A 25,850-nucleotide genomic window follows, 5' to 3' on the forward strand; every position below is an offset into this window, starting at 1 on the left:
GGCAGTGATCGGAAAACTCTGACCACCGGGCAGAAACACCGCATGCCCCAGTACAAGCTGACTTAAACGAAGATCGGCGGCACGGTTGAACCCGTGCCGCCGATCTTCTGCAAGCGATACCTCACACCCTTTGACTAGGGGCGCGAAGCAGGATTGCCGTAGGGAGCGATGAGGTTTCCTGCCAGCGGGGTGACGACCGGCGCTGCAAGACCGATGATCTCCGTGACAGAGGTGCCGTTAGGGGCGCTGTTGGGGATCCAGATATCGCCCGAGCTATCGAGAGCAATGCTGAAGGATCCGGCGGTGCTGGGAATGCTAAAGCCATTGCTGGCTGCGAGCGAACCATCATTATTGAGCTCGACGAGAGCGTTCGTGCTATTGTTGACGGCCCAGGCATGGCCTGCACTGTCGAGAGCAATGCCCGTCGGTGTCGTGAGCAGGGGTCCCTGGTAAGGAGCAACAGAGGTGACCGTACCGCTGGTGGTGACCTTGTTGATTCCACCCAGCAGGCCGACCAATCCCGTGCTAGCCACCCAGACATTGCCACCATTATCGATAGCAAGACCTGTGCCGCCCAGAATTCCGCCGGAGAGGAGATGAACCGTGAACGAACCTGTGTTCGCGGTGCTGGCTCCATTCATCTGGAGGACATTGGCAACCGTAGAAGAAGCCATCCAAAGGTTGCCGGAAGCATCGATGGCGCTACCGACGGGTTGATTGACGAGGCCAACAGTGTAACCAGCTGCTCCCGAAGGAATGGTTCCAGCGCGCGTGATCTCGGTGACACCGGCGATGATGGCGCCGCCAACACCGCCGGTGTTGGGAATCCAGGCATTACCCAGACCATCGACAGAGACGGTATCAGGCAGATTGATGGAGCTACCCGAGAAATCGCCGGACAGAGCACCTGAGGAGTTCAACGTCCTGACGTGGTTCGGCTGGAGGAGGCCAGGAGTACTCAGGTTAGTGACCCAGGCAGTACCCGTTGTAGCGTCGATCGCGAGGCCGGACGGAGAGAAGAGTCCGCCTTTACCGAAGCCGGTCGTACCGGAGAGAACCTTACCCGTGCTGGAGAGCTCCGTAACGACATTGGAGGTGGCATTCGTGATCCAGGCATTGCCCACAGCATCGATAGCGATGGTGCGCGGGGCCTGGATCGTGGGATCGGTGTAGACAATGCCAACTGAAAAATCAGTGGCGCTGGTCTCGAAGGGCTGGAACGGACCTGCATTGGTAGCCAGATTCAGAAGCGCACTCACATGCGCGCCCGGATGCTGAGCGATGTTGATCGCAGCCTGTGCCGTATTTGTCGGAAGGACGCCGGCCGTATTCGGCGCGTTGGCAAAGAGCGTTGCGCAGCCGCTGGAGGTCGGACCAGTCGAGTTGATGCAACCCGCGAGGATGTCCGCCAGCGTGTTGAGCTCGACCTGAGGCACGGTACCGTTGCCGGCAGTCGTCTTCGCCGGAACAGCTCCAGTGGCCTGAACCACCAGGTTGACGGCGTTATTGAAGGCGTTGGTGACACCAGTCTGCGCCTGTGTGGAATGCGCCGTGGGAGCAGAGATATGCGTGGGGTCGGTGGTGTAACCCGCCAGCGCATAAGCCGCAGCGATCGTGCTGGCCTCATTCATGTAGATATTGGTAACCGTGCTGGGGAAGGTATTGCCGGCTCCGCATTCGCCGACAACAGCCAGCAAGCCTGCACCCGAGTTATCGCCGGTGCCTACACCAGGATCTCCGCCGGTCGCGTAAAGATAGACATTCGTATTGGCAGTGCAGGCGAACTCTCCGCCGATATTGAAGTTGCCGCCGCCATCCGTGGTGGTAAAGAAGTTCGTTCCGTCGGAAGAGGTCGTGGGTCCTGCAGTCAGCAGCGAGGTTGAAGCCTCGCCATAGGTATCTACGCCTGCGGCAAACATGTAGACATGCGCACCGACCAGACCCTGCTGGCCACCGTGCACGATGCCTTTAATGCTCATGGCGGTTTGACTGGCAACGTTCGCCGAGTCTCCAAAATTTGACGAGCAACCGCTAAGGCCCAGGACTCCTATAAGTCCAACGAGGCTAACGGTGACGGGAAGCGATAAACGATGGATTTTCATAGGAATCTCCTTAATACAACCTTCAAGTTCGAATAAACAGTAAACCTGAATAGATGTTTGAGGCCCAACAAGACGAGGGCCCGGAAACACAGTCGAAACAGCTCGACTGTGGCTTATAAAGTAGCCCGGTGGAAGTTTTAGAGACAGTGGCCCGATTACGGTTAGAGTTTGCAGTGCAGTTAGGAGTTGGTTTGTTTGGTTACTAGCGTGCAGCGACCTGACAGAAACCCACTGACTAGACTGGTTGAGATCGAAGTCGATGTCAAGAAGTAAAGTTAGTGATCCAAAAAAATTCTTAAACTTGGGCTTAGTTTACATCAGCAAGTAGTTGTATGCGTAAAGATCCAACCCTGATTGTGATTCATGAAGGTAACAGACTTGGTCCGGAAGAGAATGCGCCTGCGCAACGGCTCATTGCAGATACCGGGTCTGTACCGCATAAGCAACACACAAACACCAGACGTGGTTTCAGGACAAGCGCCCAGAGGGCAGACACACTTCCTGATGAGACTTGGCAAAGTTCTTCCAGCCCCCGGACAGTATCCCCTCTCCCTCCCGGCCTCACCTCTATATAGTTAGTGCGCTGCCGGCGCCTTGCCCCCAACCTTGAAGTTCTTCGAGAGCAGAACAAGCGGCGCCGCGACCAGCGTGATGACGCCGATCACGAAGAAGCAGTCCATAAAAGCCAGCAGACGAGTCTGTGACCCCAACTGATCGTAGTAGCGGAGATAGGCGGCCTTGACGGCATCCGCATGGGAGAAGCCATGCGATTGCAGATAGGCCGTAGTCTGCTGCACCGCCTGTTGCAGGAACGGAGACGACGAGGGCAGGTTCGAGCCCACCCTCACCTGATGGAAGTTCTGGCGGCGCTCGGACATGGTCGTCACAAAGGCGATACCGAAGCTTCCACCCCAGTTGCGGAAGAAGTTCGTCAGCGATGACGCCTTATTGTTCTGGTCGGGCCGCAACTGCGAGTACGAGAGCACTGAGAGCGGAACGAAGAAGAACGCATAGCCCAACCCCTGAAGCCCGCGAGCCAGAGCGTAATGGCCATAGTCCGTCTGGAGATTGAAGTGGCTGTAGTGAATGAACGATATTCCCACCACCATGACCGCGCCAAAGAGCAAGATGCGCGGATGAATGATGCCCCGCTGGACGAGTTGGGCTCCGACCGGCGCGAGCAGCGTGATGACGAGAGCCCCCGGCCCGAGCACCAGGCCGGCATCAATGGCGCGGTAGCCGTAGAGCGATTGCAGCATCTGCGGGATCATCGTTGTTGAAGCGAAGAGACCGAAGCCGAAGACGAAGTAGAAGATGTTCGAGATGGCGAAGTTGCGCACCTTCAACAGGCGCAGCTCGATAACGGGATCGGGGTGGTGCAGCTCCCAGAAGATGGCAATCCCGATGCAGGTGACGCCAATGCCAAACATCCAGCAGATAAAGGGTGAACCAAACCAGTCATCGATCTGTCCACGGTCGAGCAACACCTCAAGCGCTGCCGAGCCCAGGCCGATCAGCGCGATGCCGACACCATCGACGCGGAGCTTTCCGTTAGCCGAACGGGCGGACTTGCGCTCCTCCGCGAAAGACGGCGGATCGTGCACGAAGCGATTAGTAAGGAAGAGCGAAAGAATACCGATGGGAATGTTGATCAGGAAGACCCAGCGCCAGTTGTAGTTGTCGGTGATCCAGCCGCCGAGCACCGGGCCGATGGCGGGAGCCGTAACGATCGCGACGGTATAGAGAGCAAACGCGGTAGCCCGTTTGGCAGGAGGAAAGGTGTCGACCAGGATGGCCTGTTCGACCGGAGCCAAGCCGCCGCCGCCGATTCCCTGAAGAACGCGGGCCATGAGCATGAAGCCGAGCGTAGGTGCGATACCGCAGAAGAAGGATGTGACGGTAAACAGAGCGACACAGGCCATGTAGTAGTTCTTGCGGCCAAAGACCCGGGACAGCCAGGCCGACATCGGCAGAACGACCGCGTTTGCCACGAGATAGGTCGTGAGAATCCAGGTCACTTCATCGAACGAGCGGCCCAGGCCACCGGCAATATAAGGCAGCGACACGTTGGCGATGGAGGTATCGAGCAGCTCCATGAAGGTTGCGAGCGTAACCGTCAGCGCCACGATCCAGGGATTGATCGTGGGGAACCCCGAAGCGGCGCGTTGTGTAGCTTTCTGGGGTAACGGGGCAACAGCGGTAGCCACGGACAAGTCCTCACAAGCTGAAATTTTTTAGAGACTAGTCGGTCTCTTTTACATCTGATTCAGAGAGAGAGGAAACTGATGCGACTTTTTTCATATTCTTCTCCCACGGAGGTTTCGCAGTGGCCAAGGGAGAGCTGACCAGGCAGAGGATTATCGCTGCTGCCGCACCGATCTTCAATCAGCGTGGGTTTACCGGGTGTTCCATGCAGGACATCATGGAGGCTACCGGGCTGGAGAAGGGTGGACTGTATCGCCACTTTGCCAACAAGGAAGAGCTGGCTGCGGAGGCGTTCCGGTTTGCGCTTGCCCAGTGCGTCAAGACGCGGACGGAAGACCTGGAGCTCATCGAAGGCTCGGTGGCGAAGCTGCGTTCTGTTGTACAGCGGTTCGTCGCAACCCCTTCCCCCATGCCGGGCGGCTGTCCGCTGCTGAATACCGCCATCGATGCCGACGATGGCAACCCCGTACTGCGAGAACTCGTCCGCGACGGCATCCAGGCGTGGAAGGCTCGGATCAGCAATATCGTGAAGACCGGCATCGAGCACGGGGAGATTCGCCAGACGATAGAGCCGCAGAGTATTGCCAACACTATGATCTCCATGCTCGAAGGCTCCCTGATGATGAGCCGCATCGAAGGCACGAAAAAGCCGTTGCAGGATGCCTGCGCCATGCTCGAATGCGTGCTGGATGGGATCGCCACGAAGTGTTCGTAGAGATCGCCTCTGACTTGTCATCTCGACCGGAGGCGGCGGCAAAGAACGCCGCCTCCGGTCGAGATGACAGTTTTTAGTGACAAGAACGATCTACTTCGCCTCGCTGCTCGTCGGTCTGGCGACTGCGGGGTCCAGACGGTTCGCGTTCTGGAACGGCAGCATCCAGCCGGGATACTCCGGCGATAGAGCGCTTACCTCATCGAGCTGCTTGATCTCGTCCGCAGTCAGCTTAACCTCGACGGCGGCGATGTTGTCCTGCAACTGGTCGAGTCGCTTGGCTCCGATGATGATCGACGTCACCACAGGCTTTGACAGCAGCCACGCGAGCGAGATGCGAGCCGCACTGCAACCGTGGGCCTTCGCGATGGGAGCGATCGCATCGAGGATCTTCCACGTACGTTCCTTGTCGACGATGGGGAAATCGAACTCGGAGCGGCGCGTGCCTTCAGGCTTCTGGTTTTCACGGCTGAACTTGCCGGAGAGCAGCCCACCCGCGAGCGGGCTCCAGACGAGCAGCCCCGTCTTCTCCGCTTCGAGCAGCGGCACAATCTCGCGCTCGAGGTCGCGTCCGGCTATGGAGTAGTAGGCCTGCAGCGTGTCGAAGCGCGCGAGGTTCTTGAACTCGGAGATGCCGAGAGCCTTGGAGAGCTTCCAGGCCTGCCAGTTCGAGGCTCCGATGTAGCGGACCTTGCCCTGCTGCACGAGAGTGTCGAGCGCACGCAGCGTCTCTTCAACCGGAGTGATCGAGTCGCTGGCGTGAATTTGATAGAGGTCGATGTGGTCGGTCTGCAGGCGGCGCAGGCTGGCTTCGACGCCGTCCATGATATGTCCGCGCGAAGCTCCGACATCGTTGCGGCCCGGGCCGACGCGGCCGAAGACCTTGGTTGCGATCACCATATCCTTGCGCGCGATGTTGAGGTTCTTGAGCGACTGGCCGAGCGTCTTTTCGCTCTCGCCGTCAGAGTAGACATCGGCCGTATCGAAGAAGTTGATGCCGGCTTCAATGCTGGCTTTGACGAGATCGTCGGCTCCCGCTTGATCGACGGTGCCGATAAGCTTCCAGATGCCCGAGCCGCCGCTGAAGGTCATGGTGCCGAAACAAAGGCTGGAGACGAGTAAACCGGTGTTGCCGAGTGTCTTGTATTGCATGACTGTCCTTTGGTGTGGGGTACGTGACTGTCTCCTTGCGCAGGAGAGGAGCGAGCTCTGGTCAATTGGACGCAGGAGGGGGCTTGTGCGACTCAGGAGTCGTGCGATAACTGTACGTACGACAAATGTTGTAAGAACTGAAACAGGGCTTGTTGGATTTGTCTTTCCCCTCCCCCAAAATCGTCATCCTGAGCGAAGTCACTCGCGTACTTTGCGAGTGACGCAGTCGAAGGACCCCGAAGCATCCCTTCTTACCAATACAGTTCAATCCTTTTCCACCGCAGGGCCCGGGTGCGAACTCTCTTGTGGCAAGCATCTTGAACGCTACGGGTTCATCTCCTCGTGCACGGTGATCATCTTCCATCCCCAGGTCTCCGCAAGATCTTTGAACTCCGGATTGACCGTGCTGATCAGATTTAACTTCTTCTCGCGCCGCCAGCCTTTGAGTTGCTTTTCCCGCGCGATGGAGATTCGGATGTCTTCGTGGCCCTCGAAGTAAAGCAGGCGATTGCAGTCGTGGGTCGCAGCAAAACCTTCGAATCTGCCGTCTTTATGTTCCATCACGCGCAGATATAGATTGCTAGTGACTCCTATGTAGAGCGTGCCTGTAACGCTGCCGAGGATGTAGGTATAGCCGCCGGACATGGCAGGATGCTAGCAGTTTTGTGGTCGCGGCTGGAAGATGATTGCCGCTACCAGAGCACGAATATTTGCGGTTGAAAAGGTGTGAGGTGCATGGGTAACGTGGACGGCTTCGGGGTCCTTCGACTGCGTCACTCGCAAAGTGCGCGAGTGACTTCGCTCAGGATGACGGTTTTGGGGTGATCCGCAGAGAGAACAAAAACAACAGCAACAGCAAACCGTTCGCCAGTGCAATAAAAGCGATCGCTCAAAAGCTCCCTCTCTGTGATGTAACCCCATCGCAACGGAATACTCACGCGACGTACGATACCCTAGCTCATGCGCTCCGCCGACATCCGCCGCGAACTGCCGTTGCTGCTCAAGCTGGCTCTGCCCCTGATCGTGGGCGAGCTGGGTTGGGTGGCGATGTCGCTCGTCGATACGATCATGGTGGGAAGGCTGCCGCACTCGGCCATTGCAATGTCCGCCGGAGCGCTCGCACAGGTGCTCTTCAACACGCTGGTGTTCGGCATCGGCGGCATTCTGTTGGCGCTGGACACGCTGATCTCGCAGGCCTTCGGGGCCAAGGAGATGCAGCAGGCCAATCGCTGGCTGCTGCACGGTCTTGTGATGGCTGTCATCCTCAGCGGTGTGCTGATGACGCTGTTCGCCGCAGGCCCAACGCTGCTGATGTATATGCCGGTCGATCGCGCCGTGCTGGCGCAGGCTGTCCCGGCGATGTGGGGATTGAACTACGGCACTCTGCCGCTGCTGCTCTACTTCACGCTGCGGCGTTACCTGCAGGCCACGCATCACGGCCGCCCGATTGCCTTCGCGCTCATCTCCGCGAACCTCGTGAATATTGCCGGAGACTGGCTGATGATGTTTGGACATCGCTGGCAGATTCTCGGACACACGATTGCGATTCCAGCCTTCGGTGTCGAGGGCTCGGCATGGTCCACCAGCTTCGCGCGGCTGTATCTCATGGCGGTGCTGCTCTTCGCGGTGCTGTGGGCCGACCAGCAGGGCGACTATGGCCTCCGCACGGTCTCGCGGCGGATCGAGGTTCAGCATCTGCGCAAGCTGTTTGTGCTGGGCGCTCCGGCGGGCGCTTCCCTGCTGATCGAGATTGCGATCTTTGCACTCGTCACCTCGCTGGTCGCGACGATGGGGGCGTTGACGCTGGCCGGGCATGAGGTCGCGCTGCAGTGTGCGAGCACCACGTTCATGGTTCCCCTGGCGATCTCTTCGGCCACCGCGGTGCGCGTCGGCCATGCGGTGGGACGCATCCGCACCGGAGCCGCCACGATCGCGCAGGCTGCACTCGCCGGCTGGTGCGGCATCGGGCTGGGCTCTGCCTTCATGCTGGTCGCGGCCGTGGTGTTTCTCACGATCCCGGCGACGGTTGCTCGTCTCTTTACGCCTGATCAGGATGTCATCCGTGCTGCTGTGCCGTTGTTGTTCGTAGCCGCAGGATTTCAATTCTTCGATGGTGTACAGATCACCGCTACGGGCGCGCTGCGCGGCGCAGGCAACACGACCGCGCCGCTCTATACGCAGGTTCTCTGCTACTGGGCGATTGGTATGCCGCTCGGGGTGCTGCTGGCCTTTCGCGCGCATCTGGGTGCGGCCGGACTGTGGTGGGGATTACTCATTGCGTTGACCGCCGCCGCGCTGATGTTGCTGGCGCTGTGGCATAGGACGACGAAGTCGCTGGCGCAGACGATGAGGCGGGCGCAACAGGCTTCGAGTATTTGAGGGAGCTTTTCAGCCCAAATTCGCACGATAAAAATCAGCGTTGAAGGGCGTTCTAGACCAGTCCCATTGCGGTATTTCATCTAATTGCGCAAAGCGCAATTGCTCCAGAGATGGCCTTGAATAAAGTCGCAATCTCTTACTCTGCTAAAGCTGCGAACCGTCTTTCAATCAGGGCCGTTGCCTCTTCGAGCTTCGATTGCCGCACTTCGATGGCTACGGTTTCTTCGTCCGGAAGCTCTGCGGTCTCATCGCGTCCATCACGCCAGAGATAGGAGATCCCCGCTTCGCCAAGGACCTGCGCCGCAATCAGCGCCTCATGCAAATCGAACATCGCCAGAAATGTAAGGCCCTCAACAGGATTGAGCGGGCTGCGATGCTCACCATCGCCCTCAGGCAAGGGGAATAGGCCCATCGTTTCATGCAGCAAATTTGCTGCACGCGATGCGTCTGCCATCTTTACAACCATGAGGAGCCCAACAAGGTTGCGACTTTTTAGCCCGTTCCAGGTTGTCTCACTCTTATCCAGCATTCGAAAGGCAATCCCAGATTCTGTCATGTGCTGGATGGCCTGACTGGCCTGAATCGCATCACTAAAGACCCAAAGAGCGGTTTCATCTTCAAGAAGAAATCCGTCTTCAATCAAAGCCGATTGGGATATTGGCGTGTCTTGCACAATCTCCGCGGTCTGCGGTGTAAGCCCGCGGTCCTTCATCACCTGGGCCAGTGCGTCCTGCGCAACCTGCGTGAGGTCTTCCCGCTCCTGATGCAGCTCCAGCAGGTCTTCATCACTCTGTTCCGCGTAGATTTCGCGGAGCCGTTTTCCTTCGTTATCCATTCCCATTTGAGCAAAAGCGTATCACGCAGCGAAGAGACCTGCAGGCTGCCTGTGCGGGCGATATTTCCGGCGCAGGCAAACTGCAGGTCTCTCCACTACGGCGGCAAAGAACGCCGCCTTCGGTCGAGATGACAATTTCGTGGCGGGTTTATGGCCGGTTTGTGGTGAGTCTGTGATGGCCGCAGCTTTCGCAGCTTACTCTTCCGGCACGTTCTGCTGGAAGATTCCTGCGAAGGCTGAACGCACGCTCCACGCCGTTACCAGCCAGAGCACGGTCACCACCAGCGGCAGCGGAAGTCCTGCCGGGTTCATGCTGATATGGAACAGGAGAATGTTGACGATCACCGGGCCCAGCAGGGTAAGAGCCAGCGGCACGAAGCGATTGATCAACAGCAGCACTCCAGGGATCAGTTGCAACAGGAAGACGGCGACCAGGTAGTGAGAGACAAACATCGCTCCCAGAAACTGCGCGGCGGTCCCCGTCGGAGGAGGCATTGGAATAAAGTGCAGAAACCCGTTGAGCCCAAAGACCACGAAGACCAGGCCGAGCAGAAGACGTACGATTAAATTGACGATTTTCATCACGAACCCTCTCAAATGGAATTGGTCGTAAAAGCAGTTCTGAAGCTATTTGGGGTCTATTTATACGCCGAAAACCGGGACTCCCGCGCCGATTTCTTTGGGAAAAGCGACGCGGGTACCGGAATAGAAAAACAGTGGAACAGGCTTAGTTGACCGCGAACTTGGCGCGGATCGCCTCAACGTGGGGCAGCAGGAACGCCTCGCGGTCGGCTCCGTAGTTCAGGGAAGCAGCGCCACCGGCGGTCTGGAAGTTCGTGTCGGTAACACCGACGAAACCGAAGATCGTGCGCAGATAAGGTTCTACGAAGTTGAAGGACTCCATCGCCGAACCCGCGCCGTAGACGCCGCCGGTCGCGAGGAGGAAGTGAGCCTTCTTGCCCTTGAGCAGGCCCTGGGGAGCGCCGTCGATGTAAGCAAAGGTCTCACCGGCGCGAACGACCAGATCAATCCACTGCTTGAGAACGCTGGGAACACCAAAGTTGTGCATCGGAGCGCCAATGGCGTACTCGTCAGCTTCTTTGATTTCGGCAACCAGGCTGTCGGAGAGGGCGAGCAACTGGTTCTGCTCCGGGGTGCGTGACTCTTTCGGCGTAAAGAACGCGCCGATCAAAGGGGCAGTAAGAGAGGTGAGGCCGCTGGTCGTGAGGTCGCGGGTGATGACCTTGCCTTCCGGGTTTGCCTTCTTCCAGTTCTTGACGAACTCGCTGGTGAGGTGGCGGGAGACGGAGGCTTCGCCAAGTGGGCTGGCGTCGAGATGGAGTAAAGTAGGCATTCGGGGTAAATCTCCTTTGCAACAATAGATGCTTAAACAACATCTGTTGATTTATAAATACACAACAGATGTTGTTTTGGCAACAAGAACTGTAAACTGGAAACAGACTTATGGCAGAATCTGCTTGCGAAGCTATTGATCCTCGCGTCAAACGGACCCGCGATCTGCTGCAGCAGGCGTTAGGAAAGCTATTGGAGTCTACGGAGTTCGAAAAGATCTCCGTGCAGGACATCACCGACGAGGCCACGGTAAACCGGGCGACCTTCTATGCGCACTACCCCGATAAGTTTGCACTCTTCGAGTGCATGGTTGCCAGCAAATTCAACCAACTTTTAGAAGACCGCGGCGTTACGTTCAACGGAACCTGCGCGTCCGCCCTGCACCACATTGCCCTGGGCGTCTGCGACTACCTGGCCCAGATGCCGGGTGTGGAGTGCGAACGCCAGCGGCAGATGGAGCCGCATCTGGAGTCCGCCGTGATTACCGTTGTGCGGCATATGATTCTCGATGGCGTGAGACAGCACCCGCCACCCTCGGGCGACTCGCCGGAAGTGATCGCCTCCATCATCAGCTGGGCGATCTTTGGCGCCGCGAAGGAGTGGGTGCGGACGCCGGACCGCGTTGCTTCCGAGGAGATCGCCGCCACGGTGGTGAGGCTGATTGGGCCGATTCTCGGAACGTAGGGGCGTTGGGAGTTTACGTACGATGATTCGGTAGACCCTGGCGAGAGCCGGAAGGTTTCGGCGAAGTGAGGCCGTAGACGTACCAAACGATCAGGGCGCTGATGAGCCACTGCGCGGCGATCAGCAGGTAGGTATTCCTCATAACGGTTGACTCTGCGACCACGCGCGGCATGGTGGCAGTCAACCGCATAAACGAGGAACTACGGTCCGTAAGGGTGCTGACCTGGGTGAAGAGGGAAAGACCGAGACGGATCGCCAGCAGAACAAAGGCGAGGTGGCGCAGCTGCCACAGAGCTATGGCACCGGCAATCGCGAGAGCGCAACTTACCCACGCTAACGGTGAGTGCGGCAGTACCGGGTGGAAGCTCAATGACGCATGGGAGCCATTGGACAAAGAGTGGAACCACCCAAACAGGTAAATCCAGAGAAGAGACAGCGGGACGAAGGCTGTGACGATCAGGTAGATACAGATGATGGTTGCCAGCGGAGGGCGTGTCTGCCTGGTCTCGTTCAAAATGACCCCTTCGTTCATTTGAAGATTACACCTGACAGATGACGGGGCGGCTGCAGGCACTATCGATAGGTTGGGCTTTCAGCCCTCTACTCTTATTCCATCCTGAACTCTTGGAAGGTAGAACGCCAGACTGGAAGATTACGCAAGCATCCCACCATAACGATATCAAAACCTCCTCCCTGATATCATATAACTGTGAGGTTGAGTTATGCCCGCTGTCACCATCCGCAATCTATCTGAAGAGACGCACCGCGCGCTGAAGCGGCGCGCAGCTCTGCATGGGAGCAGTACAGAGGCCGAGATCAGGGCCATTCTGGAAGAAGCTGTGCGGCCCAAAACCCGGACCATGATTGGAACGGAACTCGCTGCGTTTGGCCAGAACTTTGAAGGACTTCAACTGGATCTCACCCGTGATCAGACTCCAACGGAACCGGCAGTGTTTGAATGATCATCCTGGATACGAATGTTGTATCGGAACCGATGAGGCCCAACGGAGATCCCCGCGTTGGTGCGTGGCTTGACCGCCAGATGGCCGAAACACTTTATCTGACAGCCACGAGCCTCTCCGAACTGCTGGTCGGAGTTGAACTCCTTCCAGAAGGAAAGCGGAAGCAAGGGCTTGCCTCTGCGTTAAGCGATTTGATGAACAGGCTCTTCGGATCACGCATCCTACCCTTCGACCAACAGGCAGCGATCACCTATGCATCGCTGATCGGCCAAGCGAGAATTGGCGGGCATCATCTCTCTGTCGCTGACGGTCAAATAGCCGCCATCGCAAAGGTGCACGGCTTCATCGTGGCGACGCGAGACACAACCCCTTTTGTCGCTGCTGGGATTTCGATTCTCAATCCGTGGGAAGAATAGGGAGCTTTGCTTTTCTTATTTGTCATTCCCGCAGGGAATCTGCTTGATCCCGCTCTTTGTTCGTCCCCCCAGAAAGCATATGGTCTGGATCAGGCTTACTTAGGCTAGCGCCTATCGTTTGTGGCGGCACTGGCCAAAAACGGGAGACAGCAGGTTCCTCGCTGCGCTCGGAATGACAACCAGAAAAGCAAAGGCAAAGGCAACTGCAAAGGCAAAGGCAACTGCAAAGACAAAGGCAACTGCAAAAGCAGATTCCCTGCGGGGATGACAAACAAGAAAGGCAAGAGCAAAAGCAAAGGCAGCTACGCGCCTGCCAGATCAACTCTCACACGCTCCATTGTCTCCAGGTAGAACGACAGGTTGTGAATGGAGTTCAGCGTGGCTCCCAGTGGCTCTCCACTCGCAAACAGATGCCGCAGGTAGGCGCGGGTGTAGCGCTGGCACACGCTGCATTTGCAGCCTTCATCGATAGGACGCTGGTCCTGGGCGTTGTCCTGCTTCTTGATGTTCAGGCGGACCACGGCGCTTCTGCGGTCATTCGGGTCTTCGCGGATGAACAGCAGCCCATGCCGCCCGGCGCGTGTGGGCAGCACGCAGTCCATCATGTCGACGCCCATGCGGGCGTACTCCTCGATCTCGTCGGGGTAGCCGACGCCCATCACGTAGCGCGGCTTGTCTTTGGGCAGATGTTCCAACGTCAGCGCGATCATCTCGCGAGTCACCTCGCGCGGCTCACCGACGGCCAAGCCGCCGATCGCGTAGCCGGGAAGATCCATCTCCACGAGCCTGTCCGCGCTTTCGCGGCGGAGGTCGGCGTACATGCCTCCCTGCACGATGCCGAAGAGCGCCTGGTGCTGGCCGCCGCGCTCCTCGTGCCAGGGAACCTCGTGCCGGTGCGCCTCCCAGTAGGCCTTGGACCGTGCGGCCCAGGCGTGGGTCAGAGCCATGGAGTCGCGGGTGCGCTCCCAGCTGGCGGGCGTCTCCACGCACTCGTCGAAGACCATCATGATGTCCGCGCCCAGGGCGATCTGCACGGTCATGGAGTGCTCGGGCGAGAAGAAGTGTTTGGAGCCGTCGAGGTGCGAGCGGAACTCGACGCCGTCCTCGGTGATCTTGCGCAGCTTGGCCAGCGAAAACACCTGGAAGCCTCCGGAGTCGGTCAGCATGGGCCGGCGCCAGCTCATGAACTTGTGTACGCCACCCAGAGAGCGAATCAGCTCATGGCCGGGACGCAGGTAGAGGTGATAGGTATTGGCCAGGATGATCTCAGCGCCACGCCCGCCGAGGGTCTCCAGTGCATCCTGCGGAACGGCCTTTACGGTCGCCGCCGTGCCGACGGGCATAAACACCGGCGTCTGAACCACTCCGTGCGGCAACGAGAGGGCGCCGCGCCGGCCCCCCTGCTCCGTCGTATTTGCAACTTCGAATTTAAGTGACATCACCCTCCATTCTAGAAGGGCGTGGCATTGGGTGCCGTGGCACAGAACTAAGCCCCGAAGGGGCGACCCTTGTGAGCCGTAAATGCGTTGTATCGTGATGGCCTGTTCAAGACAGCGCGTAGCGCAAACCGTGACGCTTCAGCGTCGCGGGGCGGAGGGAGCCGTAGCCTTTAGGCTACGGAATTCAAGCTGGGAAAAGATGTGGCCTTTAGGCCCGGGCCTTCTTTCGGCTGCGGACAAAAGGCCCGGGGCTAAAGCCCAATTCTTGCCTGGCCTTGATTCCGTAGCCTAAAGGCTACGGCTCCCTCCGTATCCCTGACGCTGAAGCGTCAGGGAACGCGCTTCGCGCTATGCTCAACGGGCCATGATGGCTCACCCAAGAAGCTCAAGACAGTAGGGCCTGTCGTCGAGTGCCGCAGACTATTGATGGGGTACAGGCGGTATCGGCGGAATGGGTGGAACCGGGACGCCGCTCATGCCGCCGCCCATCTTGACGAGGTCGCCCATCGACATGTGTCCGCTCAGGTGGATGAAGGTCAACTCCTTCGCCTCGGCGGTCATAATGACCATCTCGTTGGACTCGCCGTGCTCTCCGGCCCGCGAACAGATGTCCGTCGAGCCATCCTTGTCGCGTGTATGGATAAAACAGTTCCAACTGCCGTCGGTCAGCTTCTTGCGGAAGACATCGATGTCTTCCATGCGATACATTCCGGGTTTGTCATAGGTGTACGAGTGGATCACGATGTAGTCCATCCTGCTCGCCATCCCTCCCCCGCCCTTGGGGACCATCCCGAGCATGCTCTTATCCATGTTCACTTCGGTTACGTCTTTCGCACCCTGCGCGAACTTCTCCGTGCCGGCGAACAGGTCGTCCTTTACCTGCGGCGCCTCGGCTCCGCTCGAAGAAACCCGTATCGTCACTTGTGCCCGCATTGGCAGTACCGCAAGCATCGCGGCCGCCAGCGTCAGATTCAAACCCAGTCTCTTTGTCATCGTTCTATCCCTCACGCCTCTCTCAGTCGCCTAACTTGAACCCTGCGCGTTCCAGGTGCGCGCGCGTCTGGCCGAGAGCGCGATCGGTGACGCGCATCGCCGTGTCAAACTGCTGTTGCGCCATCTCCGCCTTCTCCTGCTGCTGCCTGACGTGAATCCGTTCCGCGGCAAAGCATCCCAGCACCAGGGCCGCGGCCACCGCACCGCCTGCCCAGGCGTGCGGCCTGGCCAGCCAGACGGGCATCGTCAGCACCCTGGCACGCACCGGCGTCTGCTTCGCGGCAAGATCCAGCACGCGGAGCGCAAACCCCTCCGGGGCGTCGACCCTTTGCAACTCGCGCGTTAATAGCTCTTCAAACTCGTCCATCTTCCCTACTCCGAGCTCGTTCTTTTTTTCTTCAGGCCTGTCCACGAACATATCCCTTCATTGTCACTGCTGCCTTGACGCGCAGCAGTTGCAGTCCACGCTGCAGATGACTCTTTACCGTCGCTACCGGCTGGCCCAGCAGCTTTGCAATCTCATCCGGCAACATCTCTTCCTGGTACCGCAACACCACAGCCACACGCATCGACTCTGGCAGGGCCCGCAGCAGCTCTTCCAGCCGCGCTTCGATGCCGGCATCCAGCCGTGTGTTCTCATTCTCCACGTGCTGGTCTTCCATCCACTCTTCCGCGGCAGCTTCGGGCTGGCGCGACTTCCTCCGCAGAGCGTCGGTGGCGCGATGCACGGTGACCCGTCGCAGCCAGAAGCGCACATGGTCCGCGCTCGTCAGCCGCTCGGAGCCGCGATAGAGCTCTAGAAAGACGTCCTGGGCGACCTCCTCGGCCGCTCCGTACTCCCCGGTGACGCGCAGGGCGATAGAAAACACCATCTTCTGATGGGTCTCGACCAGTGTCCGAAACTGGGTTGCTTCCATGCTCATCCGCGCGCTTGCTTCCGTATCACTTTGCCTGCTTACTTCTCTATACGCAAAAAGAAGGCCGCCGGAATGCAAAATCTTTGCGGTGGGGAAAGATTTTTGGGAACCCCAGCTAAATGAGCAACTTATGGAGAACGGATGAATAGCTTATGGAGGGTGTCTCATTAAGGGCACGGCTTCATACACGCTTTACGACAAAACACGCACGGACAATATCTGCGCCATGATCATGCGCGCCTGACAAGCGCTCCCTTGGACCATTTACCGCCGGTTTCAGCGCAGCAGCAGGGCCGCTGCCTGTGGAACCGTAATGTTCTGGTCCAGAACCTGGAAGTCGCGCCGCCGGAGATCGAGGTTGTAATCGATCGTCTTGAAGAGCGCCGCCTTCCCGTGGACCTCCGTAGCGACATGCAGCGTGTGCCAGCGCCCATCGACGATCTGGCGGTCGCTGACGAAGGTCGTTCCGGTATGCACGTTCGCCAGCAGGCCGAAGCCGATACCGACGTCCTGGATCAGGTGAAACTCAAGGTGAATTAGCCGCAGGTCACGGGCGTCGATGGCGATTCGGCCAGCCATGCCATGCAGAATCCGCTCCTCGATGCCGCTGGGCGAGTACTGCATGTTCGGGTGGAAGTCCATGTACCAGACGCCCTGTTGCAGGCGAACGTTGTCGAACGTATAGTCGCGGGGCAGGACGTCGAGCATCTCGCGCGCACGCTTCTCTTCGTTGCGGGTGTTCTGCTCGTGGTGGATGAACTCTTCGGGATGCTCCTGGATGCGAGTCAGACGTGCGCGCTCCCGCTGGACTCGATCCGCGGAGAGGGGCTTGCCGTCCTCGGCGAGCAGAAGACGAACACGGCCGGCGTAGGTCTCCACGACACGCTCCGTCCACAGATGCCCGCCGGTACGGTCCGAATTCTCGTTGGAGACGTACTCGTAGCGCGCATGATCGTTCGAGGCTTCGCGCTCGTTGGCGATCATCGTCTTCACGAGCTGCAACGGCGTCTGAGGACCCGAGGTCTGCGCGGTGAGTGCGCCTCCAGACCCCACACCCAGCAGGGTAGCTGCCATCGTCGCCATGCCCAACATACGCCGAGCAGTCATCATTGACCGCAGTGTAGCGCTCTGCGCCTGCGCAGGATGTTTCAATTGTGTAAGAAGATTGTCAGTAGTAGAGAAATGCAGTTTTTCTTGTTGGAATCTTGCTGTGAGATAGAGATACCCCAGATGTTCCTGTTCATCCCCTCCACAAAATCGTCATCCTGAGCGCAGCAACTCGCGCACTTTGCGAGTTGCTGCGCTCAGGACCGAAGGACCCCGAGGGGTTGACCTCGCCTATGCTGTCGGAAACTTTCCACCTCAAGAGTCCAGGCTCGAGCTCTTGAGGTGGAGAAGGTGCGAAGTGCATGGGTAAGATAGCAAGCCTCGGGGTCCTTCGACTTCGCGTCCCAAAAAACTGGGACGCTTCGCTCAGGATGACGCCTCTGTGGGGAAATAAAAACGCTGCTATCTCGATTGCGGCTAGAACTTATAGATCACATCCATACCCGCAAAGAACTGGTTCCGCGCCGTGCCGTTGTTATAGCCCAGGCGGTCCCACGAGTGGTCGAAACGAATCTCCGGCCGCAGCATGATCGTGCTGCCGATGTACTTCGTCGCATACAACGTGTTCTCCGTGTACTTGCCGGCGATGCCGGTGCGCTGGCCCTTCTTGTCGTCGAGAAAGTCCGAGCGGAAGCCGAACATCAGCTTCGAGTTCACCTCACGGTTGATGTAGTTCACCACCGCATACTCCGGGGCATTGCAGGACGGCTCGTTGGGAGCGCAGAAGGCACCGTTAGCGCCAAGCTCTGTCGGAGCGGGATTGGCTACATTCCCGGCCACGTTGGGCACCTCTCGCTCGTACATGTACCAGGCCTCGGTCGCCATGTGCCACTTCGCGTTGAACTTGTGGTACCAGGTGCCGTCGTAATCCTGCAGGTTGTTGTACGCGTACTTGCCGTCGTTGATGCCGTTGGCGCAGGCATAGAAGTTGTCGTGATTGCTGCTGGTCGAGTAGTCGAGACACGCAATGACCGAAGGCTTGCGATCGTCCGACCATGGCGCAACGTCATGCCCTGCCGAGAGCCCCAACTGCACGATCCACTGCTTGTTCAGCTTTAGCGTGCCGATGATGCCGGTATCGGTAAAGGGGTCGATCGAATAGAGCAGCGAGTGCGTCATGTTGTAGTTGTTCGGAGCGAGCTGCGCTTCGATGCCGGGCACAGAAAGGAAACGTCCGATTCGGATATTCAGTCCATCCTTCACCGGGAAGTACAGATCGGCATACTCCAACACGGGGTCGAAGCCATAGCGGCGATTCTTCTGCAGCAACTGCTGGCTGAGGTAGTCCTTCGCCGTGGTGAAACGATAGTCGATGCCGTAGAACGCCGTGAGGTGATAACCGAAGTCGAAGTGTGTCGTCTGCACCGTATTCGGCAGGCGCTCGAGGTAGACCACCGCCTGGTTGAGCTCGATGCGGTTGGGGAAGATGTCGTACGTAACGGGAAAGTTATTCGTGCCCGACGTGCTGACATTGAAGCTTGGCGCGGCCCAGCCATAGATCTTGGTACGGCTGTTCTGCAGCTTGAGCGCGGTCATCAGCGGATAGACGTTGCCGTCAGGAGCACCGATGTCCGGCGAGCCGCCGTAACCCCAGTCCGTATTTGGGAACGGCGAGGAGTCGAGTGGCGCTTCGAGGGCGCGGCGCGCTGGTGCTGGGCCGGAGGGCAGTTTTCCTGTCCAGTCATCGACATAGAAGCGGCCTAGCCGCTGAAAGAAGTTGCCGCTTTGCAGCTCAGCCTGGTGCTGGGCAGCGGTATCGGCGGCTGCCTGCAGAAGGGCCGCTGAAGCAGTAGCATACGGCTGAAGATTCCCCTCGGGAATCTCCGTGGCGTGTGCGTAAGGAATAACACTAAAAGCAAGTAGGGCGGTTACAAAAACGAGTTTTGTGAATCGCGGGGCCGGGTCTCTCATACCTCTCCGATGACGACTGCAGCCCAAAGCGTTCGGGTGCAGATGCGCCATCGATAAGGGTAGTCACAGACACATAAAGAAAAGCTAAAGGATTGATAAAGAATATTTAGAGGCTGGCTGGTATCGGGCGGGCCGGAATTACATCTCTGTATCCCGGCCCACCCGATACCAACCGCTCTTTCTTCTACAAGTGCTCCTTAGAACTCAAGCCGGAGAGCGACCTGGCCTGTACGGTTGCCGGCATTTTCTGCCGTCTGTTGTGCGTTCAATACACCAAACTGAAGTGGTTCGCTGATGTTCGTCACTGGTGGTGCGAAGTTGGTGTGGTTCAGGATGTTGGTGAAGGTCGACTCGAAGCGAAGATGCAAATTATTCCGAATCTCGAAGACCTTAGCCAGGCCTGCGCTCACTGCAATGGTGCCGGGCCCTTCGAGGCTTCCAACACCTGCATTACCGATGCGTGCCGCACCTACTGGTGTTGGGGCAAAGGCGCAGAGGTTGAATAACGTTCCGGGCGTCGGCGTGCAGCTTGGATTCGCCGCAATCACACCCATTTGACGAGGATTGCCAACCCGGTCAGGACGGACGATCGAACCATCTCCAGAAGGATCCGTATTGGTCTGATCGTGGTTGACGCTGTCCGTCGGTGTCAAATAGGGTCCCGTTTCCAGCAACGTGATCGTGTTTACGTTCCAGCCCCCGAAGATAGTGCTCAGGGCACGAGAGTCAGCCAACCACTGCCGGCCCTTGCCGAAGGGCAGTTCATACGTGCCCGAAACCAGCAGACGCTGACGGCGCGTTCCAACTACATTGCCGTTGTTGGCGCTGATGTCGAAACGATTCAGATCCGCAAGGCCATAGCGAGTCTCGCCCTGGAACGTTGTAGGAGCATCGCCCTGGCCGTCGCTGACGTTATGCGCCCAGGTATAGTTCGCCTGATAGGACAGCCCGCGCGACGTTTTGTGCGAAGCTTCTAACTCCAGAGCCTGATAATCCTGGAAACCCAGATTCTCTGTAGAGAAGATAACTCCCCAGTTCTGGAAAGGGGCATTGGCAAAGTTGTAGGGCGTCGCGCTGGGCTTTGTCTGATTCAGGTTTACGGTGACGGGGAGGCGGTAGGAGTTCATACCTACGTAGCTCACACGAACCGAAGTATAGGAGGTAACCTCGCGCTCAACCGTAAGGTTCCACTGTTCCGACTGAGCATCGCGATAGTGTGGATCGGTAGCCTGTTCGAGTTCGCCACCACCAAACTGCAGACCCGCATTCGGCGGTGTAACGTGCGGAAAGGTGAAGATCGGCATACCTGTCGGCTTGCCGTTTGTTCCAGTGGGGTTGTTCTGCCAGGTGTTGACGACAGCCTGCGGGTTGCTTTCGTTGTTGTTCTGAAGTTGACCGAGGGCAGTTACCGTGAAGATGCCAAAGCCCGCACGAATCACCGTCTTATCGTCGCTGAAGGGACGATAAGCCAGGCTGATGCGCGGATCGAAGTTCTTGAAGTATGTCTGCCGGAGACCTGTGGCCAGACCATCCTGCTGATTGGTCACTACGGGCGTGCAGGTAGCGGCGTTGTAGTTCGGATTGACACCACCCAGTCCGCAGGCATTGAACGATGCCAGGAAGGCCGGAGCTGGTCCAAGTCCATTCAACAGTACGTTGTTGACGATAATGGCACCCTGTCCATTCGCGCCTACACCAGCATAGTTCGGATCGAAGTTAGCCTGGATTCCATTCTTGTCGACAAAGGGGGGAAGCAGTTCCCAACGGAGACCGTAGCTGATGGTCAGGCGATCGCTTGCCTGCCATTGATCCTGGGCATAGACACCTGTCTGCATTCCACCCGCATCGTCACGCGGTCCTGTAACGGCAAAGTAAGTCGTATTAGGAGCACCCAGCAATAGATCGCCGAAGGCATTTCCCGTAAAGGCACCTTGATTGAAGGTAAATAAACCGTAGTCGTCAGAAGGTGTCTCGATCTCCGGCACAGCAAAGCGAACCCAGCGAATATCTACACCGGCACGCATGGTGTGCCGGCCCCTGCTATAGGTCAGGTTATCCGCAAGCTGCTTGGTGGTAGATTGCGTCGGGCCAACGTGGTCTCTGCCGATCGGAGTGAAACCGGTACCATCCGAAAATACGATGGTGGGAAAGCCCTGGTCGGTAGGGTGATTTGAAACATTGACACCCTGGTTGCCATTGACCTGAATATTCAAGCCTTGAATAGCTGCCGCACCCTCAATGGGGAAGTTCGGAGACAGGATGGTATCCGTGAAACCATAACGGAACTCATTCAACAGCTGGCTGCTGATGATGTAGTTATGAGAGACCAGGAAGCTACGGTCGTGCTCGGTATCGACATCGTTCGGCAACAGCGGATTTACAGTATTTACCGTAAGGTTCTTCCGATTGAAACGAGCATAGACCTGCTGCTTCGAAGTAAGGACCTGGTCGATACGCGCATCGAAGCCATCTGTATTCGATGGGATCGGAACGAGCGTTTGATAGTTGAAACCGTTACCGTTCGGAGCGTTCGGCAAAGGATAATACTGGTTCAGGAGTGCCGAGGCAAAAGGACTTACCGGGATGTTTGTGTTTGCCGGATAGGGTTGCCCCGTCGCCGGATTGTTCAGCACCTGGCCGAACTCGGACAGATTGCCTGCCCGTTCAAGCGCGTCAGGCACGGTATACTGCTCTGCCTGCGAAGTCCGTCTCCGGTTACCTTCATAGTCGAAAAAGAAGAACGTCTTATCGTGGCCGTTATAAAGATGCGGAATGATGACCGGACCGCCGATGCTGCCGCCAAAGGTATTGAAGTGCTTGGGCGCCTTCTCCGTAAAGTTCAGAACGCGAGCGTCGAGGGCGTCGTTCTGAAGATATTCGAAGACGTTTCCATGGAAATTATTCGTTCCGCCCTTGCTGGTGAAGGTTACGTCGGCCACCTGGGAGAACTCTGCATTGTTATTGAAGGCTGTGACCTTGAGTTCGCCGATGCCTTCAGGCGAGGGATAGGGGTTCGTTCCAGCAGCGCTGTTGAAAATGTTCGCCGTCGAAATACCATCGACCGAAAATCCGATCTGGTTTGCCGTAGCGCCACCGATGGCGACGTTGCCCGAGCTATCCTGCTGCACGTTCGGAGAGGTCTCTAACGAAGCGAGCGGGCTGGTAGTCGAGGCACGGAAGTTGAGGGGCAACTGGCCGATCTCGGCGGTTCCCTTCGAATCGCCAATGATTCCGTTTTCCGTATTGATATGGTTGGCCGAGGTGGTTACCTGAACTTCAGTTACCTGTGTCGCAACAGGCATCGTGAGAGTAATACGAAGGTCCTGGCGGGCTGCAATGGTAATACCGTTGACCGTCGTTTCAGCGAAACCCTCGTGCTGTCCGCGAATGGTATATCTGCCGGCAAGGACGTTCTCGAGGGTATAGCTTCCGGTGTTATCGGTCTTCGCGACACGGTCGGTATTTTTATCGATGTCATGCAGTGTGATCTGCGTGTCCGGCACGGCGGCGCCGGTGTTATCCAGGGCAAGTCCACGAATGCTTCCGAAGGTGGACTGTGCAGTTGCCTGAGGGGCGGCCATGAAGAGCATCCCGAACAGAACAACGAGGGTGCTCAATAAATGACGCTGCTTGAAAACTAATTTACGAAGTGAAAAGGAATTTGCTTGATCCCTTTTGCGCGAGATTTCTACTTGATGCTCCAACAAGATTACTGCCTCCAAATGCAAACACAACAAAGAATGCGAAACTACCGGCGAAGCGGGTTGTATGGCTCCTCTAGACGAGGCCATGGGGGTTCTCCAATCTGTCAGCACGACTGACGGCGTATGTCTTATGAAAGCCCCGCAGCCATAATGGCGGCATAATGAAATGCAAAAAACACATATGGTTTACTTATGAATTCTTAAGGCACTTATGAGTTCTTTATGTTTTGAAAAGGGCCAGCCTGTTGACTTCGTGGTAGCTGGATAAATAACAGGGAGCTTAGAGGACAATAAGCTCGACTAGCCTTTGTTTTTTTGTTGTCATTCCGAGCGTAGCGAGCGAACCTGCTGTCTCCCGCTCTTCGTTCGTATTACCCGAGAAGATGTGGTCTGGAACCGGAGCGTTTGAGTTGACGCACAGCGTTTGTGGTGGCACGGGCAAAAAACGGGAGACAGCAGGTTCGCTCGCTGCGCTCGGAATGACAACAAGAAAAGCAAAGGCAAAGGCAACAACAGAGGCAGAGGCAAGAGAAAGAGAAAGAGCAAAAACATAGCATCGCCACTGCAGGGCTTAGCGATGTGCCCGTTCTCCAGAGCGCATGCCCAATGCCTGAGCCTTTCCGAAAACGAGTCCGGGCAGCTACCATCGGGCACATGGTGCAATTGCGCGAAGTCACGGTAATCGCCGCTCCCCTTGAACGCGTCTTCGATCTCGCGCGTTCCATCGAAGTGCATTTGCTGGACAACATTCACTTCGGGGAACAGGCCACTGCGGGCACTCGCACAGGGCTTCACGGCATGGGCGAACAGGTGATGTGGCAGGCGCGGCACTTCTTTGTGCGGCAGACTTTGGTCAGCCTGATTACGGCCTTCGACTCGCCGCGCTACTTTCAGGACACGATGCTGCGCGGAGCGTTTCGCTCCATGCAGCATGACCATTTCTTTCGCAAGGTTCAGCCTGCAGATGATGGCTCGCCGCGTACCGAGATGACGGACGAGTTCCGCTTTGCCGCGCCGATATTGGAAGGTGGCCTGCTGGCTGAGTTCTTTGTGCTGCGCCGTTATATGCGCAACCTCTTGCGGGAGCGCAATGCGGTCATCAAGCGGGTTGCGGAATCGGACGAGTGGCAGCAGTATCTGCCATCGGTACCGGCACATACTGAGACCCAAGGGGTGACGCCATGACCATGCGAACGGGAAGCAGATTCCCTTCGGGAATGACAACCAGAAAAGCAAAATCAACGACAGATGCCGTGGCCACCCGGCACCCCGCACCGATTCTTCGCCTTCACACCTAACCCGCTCATCTATCCTTGAGCTATCTCATGACGCTTCGTGACACCCTCGCCGAAACCTCCGCCCGCATCCTCCGCCGCGATGCCGAGACGCTGCTCGCGCATGTGCTCGGCCATCCCCGTGCGTGGCTCCTCGCACATCCCGAGGAAGAGCTCGATGCCGCGCAGGCAGAGACCTTTCTCGGACTTGCAGCCCGCCGCGCAGCGGGTGAACCGCTGCAATATCTGACCGGCGTGCAGGAGTTCTACGGTCTGTCATTGCGTGTGACGCCCGAGGTACTGATTCCCCGCCCCGAGACCGAGCACCTGGTCGAAGCCGTTATCCTCTGGGCCACGCAGTTTCACGATGGCCGCATCCTGCGCATCGCCGATGTCGGGACAGGTTCGGGCGCCATCGCCATCGCCCTGGCCACGCATCTCGCAGGGGTGGCGCTTGTGGCCATCGATCAATCCGAGGGAGCACTCGCCGTCGCCGAAGAGAATGCGCACGCCCTGGGATGCAGAGAGCGCATCACCTTCCTGCGCAACGATCTGCTCAAAGACCTGAGCAGTGCTCTTCCCCACTATCCGCCGTTCGATGCCATCGTCTCCAACCCGCCGTACATCCCCCTTGGCGATGCCGCGACGATGCAGGTGGAAGTGGTACAGCATGAGCCTCACAGCGCCCTCTTTGCAGGTGACGACGGGCTTGCCATCTACCAGCGCTTGATTCCCCAGGCGCACGCCGCCCTGCACCCCTGCGGTCTGCTCGCCATGGAGATCGGATTCGGACAGCGGCCTGCACTGGAGGAGTTACTCGTGGATTGGAGCAACGTGCGCTTCGTGGATGACTATGCGGGCATACCGCGGATCGTGCTGGCGGAGCGGGTTTAGAGATAGCACGATGTGTTTTTTATCTTTGATTACCCCAAATGTTGTCATCTCGACCGAAACATGACAATGTTTGGGGTAGGTCGAGATGACTACGATATGGGTGATTCTGTTAGAAGAACGTGCGAGCGGCAGCGGCTGCATCTTTGATATCCACATGAATGCGATGCGCAGCCACTATGGCAAATATCAAGGCCAGAGCCGATTCTGCCAAGGCAACAGGAAGATCGCGGCCTACGCGCCGGGCCAGATACATACGCAGATGATAGCCGCCGTAGGTGCCGATGAGCGCGCCGATGCAGCAGAAGAGAATGCCGCCCGCAAGTGGCTCCTGGAATGAGGCTGCCACCATCGCACCCGCGAGTGCGGCAGCGATCAGCCGCGCGGACACGCCCAGAATCCTGGTGCGGCTGGACGTCTGCGGCAGCGTGTCGATGTAGTACTCGCTGAGCGCGCACAGCGTAAAGATGATCACGGAGACGATCTTCGCGGCCCAGAAGGTCCAGTTATCGACCGGCAGCAGGGCCAGGGCCATAAACCAGCAGAGCACAGCGAGCGGCGTCATCGTGCGCATGCCGGTGGCGATACCGAGAATGATGATCCAGAACATAGCGGCTCTCTTCGTAACAGTACACAGGCTAACCCATGTACCAAGAGAATGTAGCGCATAGTTTGGTCTGAAGTCAGCCTGGGTGTTGAAAGTACCCCTGGCTTTTGCTACCAGTCTGCGCTGAGAGCCGAAGCCCCCGCATCTGTGGTGGTCCCAATGCGGGGGTCCTTCGGCTGCGCCTCAGGATGACGGCGAAAAACAAGC

The 25,850-nt window shown here is 57.8% G+C and carries 23 protein-coding genes; 7 read left to right on the forward strand and 16 right to left on the reverse strand.

Going from position 1 to position 25,850, the window contains the following annotated elements; translation table 11 throughout:
* Window positions 1-134: 134 nt before the first annotated feature.
* On the reverse strand, window positions 135-2,102 hold the full coding sequence (locus ACIX8_RS21765) for an NHL repeat-containing protein (RefSeq protein WP_014267551.1): 1,968 nt from the start codon (window positions 2,100-2,102) through the stop codon (window positions 135-137).
* 575 nt (window positions 2,103-2,677) lie between these two features.
* A complete protein-coding gene (locus ACIX8_RS21770; RefSeq protein WP_014267552.1) occupies window positions 2,678-4,309 on the reverse strand; it encodes a DHA2 family efflux MFS transporter permease subunit in 1,632 nt (543 codons plus the stop codon).
* A 119-nt stretch (window positions 4,310-4,428) separates the two neighbouring features.
* Here ACIX8_RS21770 and ACIX8_RS21775 point away from each other — a divergent pair, with 119 nt between their 5' ends.
* The gene (locus ACIX8_RS21775; RefSeq protein WP_014267553.1) at window positions 4,429-5,022 is read left to right on the forward strand and encodes a TetR/AcrR family transcriptional regulator; all 594 of its coding nucleotides are present in this window, start codon (window positions 4,429-4,431) and stop codon (window positions 5,020-5,022) included.
* Window positions 5,023-5,112: 90 nt separating this feature from the next.
* Here ACIX8_RS21775 and ACIX8_RS21780 read toward each other — a convergent pair whose 3' ends face one another.
* Window positions 5,113-6,171 (reverse strand): aldo/keto reductase, encoded by a 1,059-nt coding sequence (locus ACIX8_RS21780; RefSeq protein WP_014267554.1) that lies wholly within the window; start codon window positions 6,169-6,171, stop codon window positions 5,113-5,115.
* 324 nt (window positions 6,172-6,495) lie between these two features.
* Window positions 6,496-6,816 (reverse strand): GIY-YIG nuclease family protein, encoded by a 321-nt coding sequence (locus tag ACIX8_RS21785; protein ID WP_014267556.1) that lies wholly within the window; start codon window positions 6,814-6,816, stop codon window positions 6,496-6,498.
* A gap of 315 nt (window positions 6,817-7,131) precedes the next feature.
* On the opposite strand from ACIX8_RS21785, the gene ACIX8_RS21790 reads away from it, so the two are divergent.
* Window positions 7,132-8,550, forward strand: coding sequence for an MATE family efflux transporter (locus tag ACIX8_RS21790; RefSeq protein WP_014267557.1), 1,419 nt, complete (start codon window positions 7,132-7,134; stop codon window positions 8,548-8,550).
* 136 nt (window positions 8,551-8,686) lie between these two features.
* On the opposite strand, the gene ACIX8_RS21795 is transcribed toward ACIX8_RS21790, so the two are convergent.
* From ACIX8_RS21795 to ACIX8_RS21805, 3 genes are all read right to left on the reverse strand, one after another.
* Complete coding sequence (locus tag ACIX8_RS21795; protein ID WP_044177273.1) at window positions 8,687-9,385, reverse strand: hypothetical protein; 699 nt, start codon at window positions 9,383-9,385, stop codon at window positions 8,687-8,689.
* A 195-nt stretch (window positions 9,386-9,580) separates the two neighbouring features.
* Window positions 9,581-9,967, reverse strand: coding sequence for a hypothetical protein (locus ACIX8_RS21800; RefSeq protein WP_014267559.1), 387 nt, complete (start codon window positions 9,965-9,967; stop codon window positions 9,581-9,583).
* Between the two features lie 145 nt (window positions 9,968-10,112).
* Entirely contained in the window at window positions 10,113-10,739 is a 627-nt protein-coding gene (locus ACIX8_RS21805) for an FMN-dependent NADH-azoreductase (protein WP_014267560.1), read from the reverse strand.
* Between the two features lie 110 nt (window positions 10,740-10,849).
* On the opposite strand from ACIX8_RS21805, the gene ACIX8_RS21810 reads away from it, so the two are divergent.
* Window positions 10,850-11,422, forward strand: a complete 573-nt coding sequence (locus tag ACIX8_RS21810) for a TetR/AcrR family transcriptional regulator (protein WP_014267561.1) — start codon at window positions 10,850-10,852, stop codon at window positions 11,420-11,422.
* Between the two features lie 13 nt (window positions 11,423-11,435).
* Here the strand turns inward: ACIX8_RS21810 and ACIX8_RS21815 are convergent, their stop codons facing one another.
* On the reverse strand, window positions 11,436-11,954 hold the full coding sequence (locus ACIX8_RS21815; protein ID WP_014267562.1) for a hypothetical protein: 519 nt from the start codon (window positions 11,952-11,954) through the stop codon (window positions 11,436-11,438).
* A gap of 190 nt (window positions 11,955-12,144) precedes the next feature.
* Here ACIX8_RS21815 and ACIX8_RS21820 point away from each other — a divergent pair, with 190 nt between their 5' ends.
* Both ACIX8_RS21820 and ACIX8_RS21825 read left to right on the forward strand, forming a co-directional pair.
* Entirely contained in the window at window positions 12,145-12,384 is a 240-nt protein-coding gene (locus ACIX8_RS21820; protein ID WP_014267563.1) for a FitA-like ribbon-helix-helix domain-containing protein, read from the forward strand.
* Window positions 12,381-12,800: a type II toxin-antitoxin system VapC family toxin gene (locus ACIX8_RS21825; protein WP_014267564.1), complete on the forward strand. Its 420-nt coding sequence runs from the start codon at window positions 12,381-12,383 to the stop codon at window positions 12,798-12,800. The genes ACIX8_RS21820 and ACIX8_RS21825 overlap by 4 nt, the downstream gene beginning before the upstream one ends.
* A gap of 302 nt (window positions 12,801-13,102) precedes the next feature.
* Here the strand turns inward: ACIX8_RS21825 and tgt are convergent, their stop codons facing one another.
* From tgt to ACIX8_RS21860, 7 genes are all read right to left on the reverse strand, one after another.
* The gene (tgt, locus tag ACIX8_RS21830; protein ID WP_014267565.1) at window positions 13,103-14,239 is read right to left on the reverse strand and encodes a tRNA guanosine(34) transglycosylase Tgt; all 1,137 of its coding nucleotides are present in this window, start codon (window positions 14,237-14,239) and stop codon (window positions 13,103-13,105) included.
* Window positions 14,240-14,659: 420 nt separating this feature from the next.
* Entirely contained in the window at window positions 14,660-15,232 is a 573-nt protein-coding gene (locus ACIX8_RS21835; protein WP_014267566.1) for a DUF4252 domain-containing protein, read from the reverse strand.
* 22 nt (window positions 15,233-15,254) lie between these two features.
* Window positions 15,255-15,644, reverse strand: a complete 390-nt coding sequence (locus ACIX8_RS21840; RefSeq protein WP_190273719.1) for a hypothetical protein — start codon at window positions 15,642-15,644, stop codon at window positions 15,255-15,257.
* On the reverse strand, window positions 15,631-16,155 hold the full coding sequence (locus ACIX8_RS21845; protein ID WP_014267568.1) for an RNA polymerase sigma factor: 525 nt from the start codon (window positions 16,153-16,155) through the stop codon (window positions 15,631-15,633). Before ACIX8_RS21845 ends, ACIX8_RS21840 begins: the two co-directional genes overlap by 14 nt.
* Window positions 16,156-16,425: 270 nt before the next feature.
* Window positions 16,426-17,232, reverse strand: a complete 807-nt coding sequence (locus ACIX8_RS21850) for a hypothetical protein (protein ID WP_150110710.1) — start codon at window positions 17,230-17,232, stop codon at window positions 16,426-16,428.
* A gap of 441 nt (window positions 17,233-17,673) precedes the next feature.
* Entirely contained in the window at window positions 17,674-19,167 is a 1,494-nt protein-coding gene (locus ACIX8_RS21855) for an outer membrane beta-barrel protein (RefSeq protein ID WP_014267570.1), read from the reverse strand.
* A gap of 197 nt (window positions 19,168-19,364) precedes the next feature.
* On the reverse strand, window positions 19,365-22,784 hold the full coding sequence (locus tag ACIX8_RS21860; protein WP_223295414.1) for a TonB-dependent receptor: 3,420 nt from the start codon (window positions 22,782-22,784) through the stop codon (window positions 19,365-19,367).
* A 693-nt stretch (window positions 22,785-23,477) separates the two neighbouring features.
* On the opposite strand from ACIX8_RS21860, the gene ACIX8_RS21865 reads away from it, so the two are divergent.
* A complete protein-coding gene (locus tag ACIX8_RS21865) occupies window positions 23,478-24,056 on the forward strand; it encodes an SRPBCC family protein (RefSeq protein ID WP_014267572.1) in 579 nt (192 codons plus the stop codon).
* Window positions 24,057-24,196: 140 nt separating this feature from the next.
* Window positions 24,197-25,039: a peptide chain release factor N(5)-glutamine methyltransferase gene (gene prmC, locus ACIX8_RS21870; RefSeq protein WP_014267573.1), complete on the forward strand. Its 843-nt coding sequence runs from the start codon at window positions 24,197-24,199 to the stop codon at window positions 25,037-25,039.
* Between the two features lie 109 nt (window positions 25,040-25,148).
* Here the strand turns inward: prmC and ACIX8_RS21875 are convergent, their stop codons facing one another.
* On the reverse strand, window positions 25,149-25,646 hold the full coding sequence (locus ACIX8_RS21875) for a DUF7670 domain-containing protein (RefSeq protein ID WP_014267574.1): 498 nt from the start codon (window positions 25,644-25,646) through the stop codon (window positions 25,149-25,151).
* Window positions 25,647-25,850: the final 204 nt, after the last annotated feature.

It is taken from the genome of Granulicella mallensis MP5ACTX8 (genome assembly GCF_000178955.2).
In the GTDB taxonomy this organism is placed as follows: domain Bacteria; phylum Acidobacteriota; class Terriglobia; order Terriglobales; family Acidobacteriaceae; genus Granulicella; species Granulicella mallensis.